Here is a 9,943-nt window from a genome sequence, read left to right as displayed (position 1 = left end):
AAAATGGCAAAGAGCAAGTTTGAGCGGACGAAGCCGCACGTTAACATTGGTACGATCGGGCACGTTGACCACGGCAAGACGTCTTTGACGGCTGCGATCACGAAGTTCTTCGGGGAGTTCAAGGCGTACGACCAGATCGACGCTGCTCCGGAAGAAAAGGCGCGCGGCATCACGATCTCGACGGCACACGTCGAGTACGAGACGGCGAACCGCCACTATGCGCACGTCGATTGCCCCGGCCACGCCGACTACGTGAAGAACATGATCACGGGTGCTGCGCAGATGGACGGCGCGATCCTGGTGTGCTCGGCTGCCGACGGCCCGATGCCGCAGACGCGCGAGCACATCCTGCTGGCCCGTCAGGTCGGCGTTCCGGCGATTGTGGTGTTCCTGAACAAGGTCGACCAGGTGGACGACCCGGAACTTCTGGAACTGGTCGAGCTTGAAGTCCGCGAGCTTCTGTCGTCCTACGACTTCCCCGGCGACGATATCCCGATCATCAAGGGTTCGGCTCTGGCCGCTCTTGAAGATTCGGACAAGACGATCGGTGAAGACGCGATCCGCGAGCTGATGGCCGCCGTCGACGCCTACATCCCGACGCCCGAGCGTCCGATCGACCAGCCGTTCCTGATGCCGATCGAAGACGTGTTCTCGATCTCCGGCCGCGGTACGGTTGTGACGGGCCGCGTCGAGCGCGGGATCGTCAAGGTCGGCGAGGAAGTCGAGATTGTCGGCATCCGTCCGACGTCGAAGACGACGGTGACGGGCGTGGAAATGTTCCGCAAGCTTCTGGACCAGGGCCAGGCCGGCGACAACATCGGCGCGCTGGTTCGCGGTGTGAACCGTGACGGTGTCGAGCGTGGCCAGATCCTGTGCAAGCCGGGTTCGGTTAAGCCGCACAAGAAGTTCAAGGCTGAAGCCTACATCCTGACGAAGGAAGAGGGCGGCCGTCATACGCCGTTCTTCACGAACTACCGTCCGCAGTTCTACTTCCGCACGACGGACGTGACGGGGATCGTTACGCTTCCGGAAGGCACGGAAATGGTGATGCCGGGCGACAACGTGACGGTCGACGTCGAGCTGATCGTTCCGATCGCGATGGAAGAGAAGCTGCGCTTCGCGATCCGCGAAGGCGGCCGCACGGTCGGCGCCGGTATCGTCGCCTCCATCGTCGAGTAATCCCCGACAGGGGGGGCGGTGCCAACAAGCGCCGTCCTTTCCGGTCGGATGAATCGAGAAAGCCCCGCCGGTAACGGCGGGGCTTTTGCGTTGAATGTCACTGACGATCTCATGCCCTTGCATTCGGCCATCCGGGCGGACGTGCCGAATCGATCCGCCTCGGCGGGCTGTTCGCTTCAATGACGGGAATCGCTGTCGGCTCCCGGGGCAGGGGTCAGGCGGTATCGGAGGACTTGCGGCAGCAGCCGCTGTAGTCGCGGATGCGGCCCGTGACGCATCCGTAAATCTCGACGTTCGCGCCTTCCTCGATCTCGATGTCGCCGTCGACAATGCCCCTGACGACGGCGCGGGCGCCCTTCTGGACCCGCAGGTATCCGCCGACGAGACCGCGGATGAAGAAGGTGGCGCCCGGCCTTACGGTTGCGCCTGATTCGATCTGGCCGCCCAGTTCCACGGTATTCCTGACTTCGAACGGCCCTGCGATTCGTCCATTCAAGACATCCATAGCCCATTCCCCGGAATTCATTATTGGTTAGGCATAGTAACGTCGTTTCGGACTTTGCCAAGCGCCCGATTTCGGGCGAGGCGAATCGTCGCGGACGAGGGGACGACCGGCCGCAACCGTCCGCCATCTATCGGAAAAGACAGTGGAGAATGAAAAAACTCGCCAACCGGTCTTGCCAATCGCGACGAGCCGCCGTAAAGGGTGCGCCATGTTCGCGGACACGGCGGTTGCGGCTGCTTCGTCAATGCGATAGGGGTATAGCTCAGTTGGTAGAGCGGCGGTCTCCAAAACCGCAGGTCGGGGGTTCGAGCCCCTCTGCCCCTGCCATTCCTTCGCGGTCTTCCGCCGAAAAGTGGCCATAAATGCGAGGCGCCATCTTGTTTCGAACAGAATCGGCGTATATGTAGGGTTCAACAGACACGCGGTGCGTGGGGCTGAGATGTTCAGCTTTACGCGCCGTAATGGCGTGGGCGGTCAATGGCATCCAAGATTAATCCATTTGCGTTTCTGCAGCAGGTTCGCTCCGAGACGTCAAAAGTAACATGGCCTTCGCGCCGCGAGACGATGATCTCGACGGCGATGGTCCTGTTCATGGTTGTTCTTGCGGCACTGTTCTTCTTTGCTGCCGACCAGGTGATCGGGTGGCTGATCAGGCTCGTCCTCAGTGTCGGCAATTAATCGGGTGGAATGAACATGGCCGCGCGTTGGTATATCGTCCACGCTTATTCCAATTTTGAGAAGAAGGTGGCGGAGTCCATCGAGGAAAAGGCGAGGCAGAAGGGTCTCGACCATCTCTTCGAGAAGATTCTCGTGCCGACCGAGAAGGTCGTGGAAGTGCGCCGCGGCCGTAAAGTCGATGCCGAGCGCAAGTTCTTCCCGGGCTATGTTCTCGTTCGAGCCACCCTGACGGACGAGGTCTATCACCTCATCAAGAACACGCCGAAAGTGACCGGCTTCCTCGGTTCCGACAACAAGCCGGTGCCGATCCCCGACCATGAGGCCGAGCGTATCCTCGGTCAGGTCCAGGAGGGCGTGGAGCGCCCGAAGTCGTCCGTGTCCTTCGAGATCGGCGAGCAGGTTCGCGTTTCCGACGGTCCTTTCGCGTCGTTCAACGGCATTGTTCAGGATGTCGACGAAGAGCGTTCGCGCCTGAAGGTGGAAGTTTCGATTTTCGGCCGCGCAACGCCGGTCGAACTGGAATACGGCCAGGTCGAAAAGACCTGACCGGTCGGGACGTTTGTCCCAGTCGCGTGGGAGCGGGGCGGTCTGAAGCCGGATCGTCGCTGCGCACCACGCAACCGCAGCCGCCGGGCCTTGCCCGGCATTTCATGGGCCGGGTTTCCGGTCCGCAAAGGAAAGGCAGAGAGAAATGGCTAAGAAAGTTGCAGGCCAGCTCAAGCTGCAGGTGAAGGCCGGCTCGGCGAACCCGTCGCCGCCCATCGGTCCTGCGCTCGGTCAGCGTGGCATCAATATCATGGAATTCTGCAAGGCGTTCAATGCCGCCACGCAGGAAATGGAAAAGGGTATGCCGATCCCGGTCGTCATCACCTATTACCAGGACAAGTCCTTCACCTTCGTCATGAAGAAGCCGCCGGTCACCTACTTCCTGAAGAAGGAAGCCAAGGTCCAGAGCGGTTCGAAGACGCCGGGCAAGGGCGCCAAGGCCGGTTCGATCACCCGTGATCAGCTGCGCTCGATCGCCGAAGCCAAGATGAAGGATCTGAACGCCGCCGACGTGGAAGGCGCAATGGCGATGGTCGAGGGCTCCGCGCGCTCGATGGGCCTGGAAGTGGTGGGTTGATCATGGTCAAGGTTGCAAAGCGTATCCAGAAGATCCGCGAAGGTGTCGACGCGACGAAGCTCTACGGCCTCACTGAAGCCGTTTCGCTCGTCAAGGAGCGCGCCGTCGCCAAGTTCGACGAAACCATCGAAGTCGCCATGAACCTCGGCGTCGATCCGCGTCATGCCGACCAGATGGTCCGTGGCGTTGTCAACCTGCCGAACGGCACGGGCCGTGACGTTCGCGTCGCTGTTTTTGCCCGTGGCGCCAAGGCTGACGAAGCCAAGGCCGCCGGAGCCGATATCGTCGGCGCGGAAGACCTGCTCGAGATTGTCCAGGGCGGCAAGATCGACTTCGACCGTTGCATCGCGACCCCGGACCTGATGCCGCTCGTCGGCCGTCTCGGCAAGGTTCTCGGTCCCCGTGGCCTGATGCCGAACCCGAAGGTCGGCACGGTGACGATGGACGTGACCGCCGCGGTCAAGGCCTCCAAGGGCGGCGCCGTCGAGTTCCGTGTCGAGAAGGCGGGCATCATCCATGCCGGCGTCGGCAAGGCCTCGTTCGATGCCAAGGCTCTGGAAGAAAACATCCGGGCGTTCGCCGACGCCGTCGTCAAGGCGAAGCCGGCCGGTGCGAAGGGTAACTACGTCAAGCGCGTGGCCATCTCCTCGACCCAGGGTCCGGGCGTCAAGATCGACCCGAACACGATCAACGCCGCTTGATCGCATGATTTCGGAGACCTTCCGGTCTCCCCGATGAATTCCCGGCCTCACAAGGGCCGGGATAATCCGGCCACAGCCGGATTTCCTGTCCGAGATTGCAGGTGGTCAGACCTTAATCAGTTTGCCTGCATGAGACGGGTAAGATCCAGATTTTGATGCGTTTTCGCATCGAACATCGGTTCGAGCCTTGTGAGCCTTGTGCCTAACGTCGGATGACGTGAGCGCGAGGGGGCAGGATCCTCAAGCGTCGCTCGGGGTCCTCTTTTCGAAGACGGCCCCTTGAGGCAAAGGCAAACCCGGCGGGTGAGTGTTTCACTTGTCCGCCAACTGGAGACAGACAGTGGAAAGAGCGGAAAAACGCGAATTTGTCACGGAACTGAACGAAGTCTTCAAGGCTTCCGGTTCGGTTGTCGTGGCCCACTATGCCGGTGTCACCGTTGCGCAGATGAACGACTTCCGTTCGAAGATGCGCGCCGCGGGCGGCACCGTCAAGGTCGCGAAGAACCGCCTGGCCAAGATCGCTCTTCAGGGCACGGAGTCGGAAGGGATCATCGATCTCTTCAAGGGACAGACCCTCATTGCCTACAGCAATGATCCTGTCATCGCTCCGAAGATCGTCGTCGAGTTCGCCAAGACGAACGACAAGCTTGTCGTTCTCGGCGGTGCGCTCGGCACGTCCACGCTGAACGCGGAAGGCGTCAAGTCGCTTGCGACCCTGCCTTCGCTGGACGAACTGCGCGCCAAGCTGCTGGGCCTTCTTGCGGCCCCGGCAACGCGCGTCGCCACGATCGCCGCAGCACCGGCAAGCCAGCTTGCCCGCGTGTTCTCGGCCTATGCCAAGAAGGACGAAGCCGCTTAAGGCGGTTTTTCGCTGTTGAAAACAAACCGGTTCGAACCGATATTCTAAGGAACTACGAAAATGGCTGATCTCGCTAAGATCGTTGAAGAACTCTCCACCCTGACCGTCCTGGAAGCTGCCGAGCTTTCCAAGCTTCTCGAAGAAAAGTGGGGCGTTTCCGCCGCTGCTCCGGTGGCTGTTGCCGCTGCTGCCGGCGGTGCTGGCGCTGCTGCTCCGGCCGAAGAAGAAAAGACGGAATTCGACGTGATCCTCACCGACGCCGGTGCCAACAAGATCAACGTCATCAAGGAAGTCCGCGCCATCACCGGCCTCGGCCTCAAGGAAGCCAAGGACCTGGTCGAAGGCGCTCCGAAGGCCGTCAAGGAAGCGGTTTCCAAGGCTGAAGCCGCCGACCTCAAGAAGAAGCTTGAGGACGCCGGCGCCAAGGTTGACGTCAAGTAAGACGCAACGCGGGGGAGGGTTTCGACCCTTCCCCGTCCGACATTTTCGCGGACTGATTACCCAAGAGCCACCTGAAAGCGGCTTTTGGGTAATGGGTTCTCAAGAGGATGGTTCCGATTCGGCGTCCCCGGCAATCCGGCCGGCCACGCGGATGACGAACGAGTTTGAGACTCATGACTTGACGGAGCCGACTGGCCAGCGGTCTCCGTCTGTTGCAGGCCCGGATGCAAACTTTTGAAGGAGCGACGATGGCTCAGACCCTTTCGTTCAACGGTCGCAGGCGCGTACGCAAGTTTTTTGGAAAAATCCCCGAAGTCGCGGAGATGCCGAACCTCATCGAGGTTCAGAAGGCGTCCTACGACCAGTTCCTGATGGTCGAGGAGCCGAAGGGCGGCCGTCCTGACGAAGGACTTCAGGCTGTCTTCAAGTCTGTTTTCCCGATCACCGATTTTTCCGGCGCGTCGATGCTCGAATTCGTGTCCTACGAATTCGATCCGCCGAAGTTCGATGTGGACGAATGCCGCCAGCGCGATCTGACCTATGCCGCGCCGCTGAAGGTGACGCTGCGTCTCATCGTGTTCGATATCGATGAGGATACCGGCGCGAAGTCCATCAAGGACATCAAGGAACAGTCCGTCTACATGGGCGACATGCCGCTGATGACGATGAACGGCACCTTCATCGTCAACGGCACCGAGCGCGTCATCGTCTCGCAGATGCACCGTTCGCCGGGCGTCTTCTTCGACCATGACAAGGGCAAGAGCCATTCGTCCGGCAAGCTGCTCTTCGCCGCCCGCGTCATTCCCTATCGCGGTTCCTGGCTCGACATCGAGTTCGACGCCAAGGACATCGTCTATGCGCGTATCGACCGCCGCCGCAAGATTCCGGTGACGTCGCTGCTCATGGCGCTTGGCATGGACGGCGAGGAAATCCTGTCGACGTTCTATACCCGCTCGATCTACGAGCGTGACGGCGATGGCTGGCGCGTTCCGTTCAATCCGCAGACGCTCAAGGGCACGAAGATCGTTTCCGATCTGATCGACGCCGATACCGGCGAAGTGGTCATCGAAGCCGGCAAGAAGCTGACCCCGCGTCTGCTGCGCCAGCTCTCGGAAAAGGGGCTGAAGGCCCTCAAGGCCAGCGACGACGATCTTTACGGCTCCTATCTGGCCGAAGACATCGTCAATGTCGAGACGGGCGAGATCTATCTCGAAGCCGGCGATGAGATCGACGAGAAGACCCTGCCGGTCATCCTGACCAACGGCTTCACGGAAATCCCGGTTCTCGGCATCGATCACGTCAACGTGGGCGCCTATATCCGCAACACGCTTTCCGCCGACAAGAACGAAAACCGCCAGGACGCCCTGTTCGACATCTACCGCGTCATGCGTCCGGGCGAGCCGCCGACGATGGAATCGGCGGAAGCCATGTTCCAGTCGCTGTTCTTCGACAGCGAACGCTACGACCTGTCGGCCGTGGGTCGTGTCAAGATGAACATGCGCCTCGATCTGGATTGCCCGGATACGGTCCGCGTTCTGCGCAAGGAAGACATCCTGGCCGTGGTCAAGATGCTTGTCGAGCTTCGTGACGGCAAGGGCGAGATCGACGATATCGACAACCTCGGCAACCGCCGCGTCCGTTCGGTCGGCGAACTGATGGAGAACCAGTATCGTCTGGGTCTGCTGCGTATGGAGCGCGCCATCAAGGAGCGTATGTCGTCGATCGAGATCGACACGGTCATGCCGCAGGACCTGATCAATGCCAAGCCGGCGGCTGCCGCCGTCCGCGAGTTCTTCGGTTCTTCGCAGCTGTCGCAGTTCATGGACCAGGTGAACCCGCTGTCGGAAATCACCCACAAGCGCCGTCTTTCGGCTCTTGGCCCGGGCGGTCTGACCCGCGAACGCGCCGGTTTCGAAGTCCGCGACGTGCATCCGACCCATTACGGCCGTATTTGCCCGATCGAGACGCCGGAAGGCCCGAACATCGGTCTGATCAACTCGCTGGCCACCTTCGCCCGGGTCAACAAGTACGGCTTCATCGAAAGCCCGTACCGCAAGATCATCGACGGCAAGGTGACGAACGACGTGCTCTACCTCTCCGCGATGGAAGAGGCGAAGTACTATGTCGCCCAGGCCAATGCCGAGATGACGCCTGACGGGGAGTTTGCCGAAGAGTTCGTCGTCTGCCGTCATGCAGGCGAAGTGATGCTCGCCCCGCGCGACACCATTAACCTGATGGACGTCTCGCCGAAGCAGCTCGTGTCGGTCGCCGCGGCGCTCATTCCGTTCCTCGAGAACGACGACGCCAACCGCGCGCTCATGGGCTCGAACATGCAGCGTCAGGCCGTGCCGCTCCTGCGTGCCGAAGCGCCGTTCGTCGGCACCGGCATGGAGCCGGTCGTCGCCCGCGATTCCGGCGCGGCCATCGCCGCCCGCCGCGGTGGCGTGGTCGACCAGGTGGATGCGACGCGTATCGTTATCCGCGCCACGGAAGACCTCGATCCGTCGAAGTCCGGCGTCGATATCTATCGTCTGATGAAGTTCCAGCGTTCGAACCAGAACACCTGCGTCAACCAGCGGCCGCTGGTGAACGTCGGCGACGTTCTGAACAAGGGCGACATCATCGCCGACGGTCCGTCGACGGACCTGGGCGACCTGGCGCTCGGCCGCAACGCGCTCGTCGCGTTCATGCCGTGGAACGGTTACAACTACGAAGACTCCATCCTCCTGTCCGAGCGGATCGTGGCGGAAGACGTCTTCACCTCGATCCATATCGAGGAGTTCGAAGTCAACGCCCGCGACACCAAGCTCGGCCCGGAAGAAATCACGCGCGACATTCCGAACGTTTCGGAAGAAGCGCTGAAGAACCTCGACGAAGCCGGCATCGTCTATATCGGTGCCGAGGTCCAGCCGGGCGATATCCTCGTCGGCAAGATCACGCCGAAGGGTGAAAGCCCGATGACGCCGGAAGAAAAGCTTCTGCGCGCCATCTTCGGCGAAAAGGCTTCCGACGTTCGCGACACGTCCATGCGCATGCCGCCCGGCACGTTCGGCACGGTCGTCGAGGTCCGCGTCTTCAATCGTCACGGCGTCGAGAAGGACGAGCGTGCGATGGCCATCGAGCGCGAGGAAATCGAGCGTCTGGCCAAGGACCGCGACGACGAGCAGGCCATTCTCGACCGCAACGTCTACAGCCGCCTGATCGACATGCTGCGCGGTCAGGTCGCGGTGGCCGGGCCGAAGGGCTTCAAGAAGGGTACCGAGCTGTCGAACACCGTCGTCTCCGAGTATCCGCGCTCGCAGTGGTGGATGTTCGCCGTCGAGGACGAGAAGGTCCAGGGCGAGATCGAAGCGCTCCGCGCCCAGTACGACCAGTCCAAGTCGCGCCTCGAACAGCGCTTCATGGACAAGGTCGAGAAGGTCCAGCGCGGCGACGAAATGCCTCCGGGCGTCATGAAGATGGTCAAGGTCTTCGTGGCCGTGAAGCGCAAGATCCAGCCGGGCGACAAGATGGCCGGCCGTCACGGCAACAAGGGCGTGGTTTCGCGCATCCTGCCGATCGAGGACATGCCGTTCCTCGAAGACGGCACCCATGCCGACATCGTGCTCAACCCGCTCGGCGTGCCGTCGCGCATGAATGTGGGCCAGATCCTCGAAACGCATCTTGCCTGGGCTTGCGCCGGCATGGGCAGGAAGATCGGCCAGCTTCTGGAAGACTACCGGAAGACCAGCGACATCACGGACCTGAAGAAGGAACTGACCGAGGTCTACGCTTCCGATGCCAAGGACGAGGTGTCGCGTTTCGACGACGAATCGCTGGTCAAGCTCGCCGAGGAAGCCAAGCGCGGCGTCTCTATCGCAACGCCGGTCTTCGACGGTGCGCATGAGCCGGATATCGCCCTGCTTCTGGAGCGTGCGGGTCTGCATCCGTCGGGCCAGTCGGTGCTGTACGACGGCCGCACGGGCGAGGCCTTCGACCGCAAGGTGACGATGGGCTACATGTACATGATCAAGCTCAACCACCTCGTGGACGACAAGATCCATGCCCGTTCGATCGGTCCGTACTCGCTCGTCACCCAGCAGCCGCTGGGCGGCAAGGCGCAGTTCGGCGGCCAGCGCTTCGGGGAAATGGAGGTCTGGGCTCTGGAAGCCTACGGCGCCGCCTACACGTTGCAGGAAATGCTGACCGTGAAGTCGGACGACGTCGCGGGCCGCACCAAGGTCTATGAAGCCATCGTGCGTGGCGACGACACCTTCGAGGCGGGCATTCCGGAAAGCTTCAACGTTCTGGTCAAGGAAATGCGCTCGCTCGGTCTTTCGGTCGAGCTGGAGAATTCCAAGGCCGACGAGGCTGCCCCGACCGGCGAACTGCCCGACGCGGCGGAATAAACATCAGGAGACGGCGCGCGTCCTTCAGGCGCGCGCCGCGCCCGCGACGGGCAGGGGCGACGGCCTCCG

General features: G+C 61.6%; 9 protein-coding genes and 1 tRNA gene. 9 read left to right on the top strand and 1 reads right to left on the bottom strand.

Translation table 11 applies throughout. The annotated features are described in order from the left end of the window. Positions 1-3: 3 nt before the first annotated feature. Positions 4-1,179 carry an elongation factor Tu gene (gene tuf / locus NOF55_RS12420; RefSeq protein WP_306411659.1) on the top strand — a complete coding sequence of 392 codons (1,176 nt, stop codon included), beginning with the start codon at positions 4-6 and terminating at the stop codon, positions 1,177-1,179. Positions 1,180-1,393: 214 nt separating this feature from the next. On the opposite strand, the gene NOF55_RS12415 is transcribed toward tuf, so the two are convergent. Then, positions 1,394-1,684 carry a hypothetical protein gene (locus NOF55_RS12415; RefSeq protein WP_306411671.1) on the bottom strand — a complete coding sequence of 97 codons (291 nt, stop codon included), beginning with the start codon at positions 1,682-1,684 and terminating at the stop codon, positions 1,394-1,396. A 251-nt stretch (positions 1,685-1,935) separates the two neighbouring features. Here NOF55_RS12415 and NOF55_RS12410 point away from each other — a divergent pair. From NOF55_RS12410 to rpoB, 8 genes are all read left to right on the top strand, one after another. Next, a tRNA-Trp gene (locus NOF55_RS12410) sits at positions 1,936-2,011 on the top strand. A 150-nt stretch (positions 2,012-2,161) separates the two neighbouring features. Then, the gene (gene secE / locus NOF55_RS12405) at positions 2,162-2,362 is read left to right on the top strand and encodes a preprotein translocase subunit SecE (protein WP_306411670.1); all 201 of its coding nucleotides are present in this window, start codon (positions 2,162-2,164) and stop codon (positions 2,360-2,362) included. Positions 2,363-2,377: 15 nt separating this feature from the next. Next, positions 2,378-2,908 carry a transcription termination/antitermination protein NusG gene (gene nusG / locus NOF55_RS12400; RefSeq protein WP_306411669.1) on the top strand — a complete coding sequence of 177 codons (531 nt, stop codon included), beginning with the start codon at positions 2,378-2,380 and terminating at the stop codon, positions 2,906-2,908. A gap of 145 nt (positions 2,909-3,053) precedes the next feature. Next, complete coding sequence (gene rplK, locus NOF55_RS12395; RefSeq protein WP_306411668.1) at positions 3,054-3,485, top strand: 50S ribosomal protein L11; 432 nt, start codon at positions 3,054-3,056, stop codon at positions 3,483-3,485. A 2-nt stretch (positions 3,486-3,487) separates the two neighbouring features. Continuing rightward, positions 3,488-4,186 (top strand): 50S ribosomal protein L1, encoded by a 699-nt coding sequence (gene rplA / locus NOF55_RS12390; RefSeq protein WP_306411667.1) that lies wholly within the window; start codon positions 3,488-3,490, stop codon positions 4,184-4,186. 340 nt (positions 4,187-4,526) lie between these two features. Then, on the top strand, positions 4,527-5,045 hold the full coding sequence (rplJ, locus tag NOF55_RS12385; RefSeq protein WP_306411666.1) for a 50S ribosomal protein L10: 519 nt from the start codon (positions 4,527-4,529) through the stop codon (positions 5,043-5,045). A 60-nt stretch (positions 5,046-5,105) separates the two neighbouring features. Continuing rightward, positions 5,106-5,486 carry a 50S ribosomal protein L7/L12 gene (gene rplL / locus NOF55_RS12380; protein WP_306411665.1) on the top strand — a complete coding sequence of 127 codons (381 nt, stop codon included), beginning with the start codon at positions 5,106-5,108 and terminating at the stop codon, positions 5,484-5,486. A 248-nt stretch (positions 5,487-5,734) separates the two neighbouring features. Continuing rightward, positions 5,735-9,874, top strand: a complete 4,140-nt coding sequence (rpoB, locus tag NOF55_RS12375) for a DNA-directed RNA polymerase subunit beta (protein WP_306411664.1) — start codon at positions 5,735-5,737, stop codon at positions 9,872-9,874. Positions 9,875-9,943 lie beyond the last annotated feature (69 nt).

The organism is Ectorhizobium quercum (assembly GCF_026552795.1).
GTDB lineage: Bacteria > Pseudomonadota > Alphaproteobacteria > Rhizobiales > Rhizobiaceae > Ectorhizobium > Ectorhizobium quercum.
This window is presented reverse-complemented; position numbering and strand designations above follow the sequence as displayed.

Coding starts and splice junctions, on each gene's coding strand:
- rplA (WP_306411667.1), top strand. CDS start 3,488: ATGGTCAAGGTTGCAAAGCGTATCCAGAAGATCCGCGAAGGTGTCGAC.
- rplK (WP_306411668.1), top strand. CDS start 3,054: ATGGCTAAGAAAGTTGCAGGCCAGCTCAAGCTGCAGGTGAAGGCCGGC.
- nusG (WP_306411669.1), top strand. CDS start 2,378: ATGGCCGCGCGTTGGTATATCGTCCACGCTTATTCCAATTTTGAGAAG.
- NOF55_RS12415 (WP_306411671.1), bottom strand. CDS start 1,684: ATGGATGTCTTGAATGGACGAATCGCAGGGCCGTTCGAAGTCAGGAAT.
- rplL (WP_306411665.1), top strand. CDS start 5,106: ATGGCTGATCTCGCTAAGATCGTTGAAGAACTCTCCACCCTGACCGTC.
- rpoB (WP_306411664.1), top strand. CDS start 5,735: ATGGCTCAGACCCTTTCGTTCAACGGTCGCAGGCGCGTACGCAAGTTT.
- secE (WP_306411670.1), top strand. CDS start 2,162: ATGGCATCCAAGATTAATCCATTTGCGTTTCTGCAGCAGGTTCGCTCC.
- tuf (WP_306411659.1), top strand. CDS start 4: ATGGCAAAGAGCAAGTTTGAGCGGACGAAGCCGCACGTTAACATTGGT.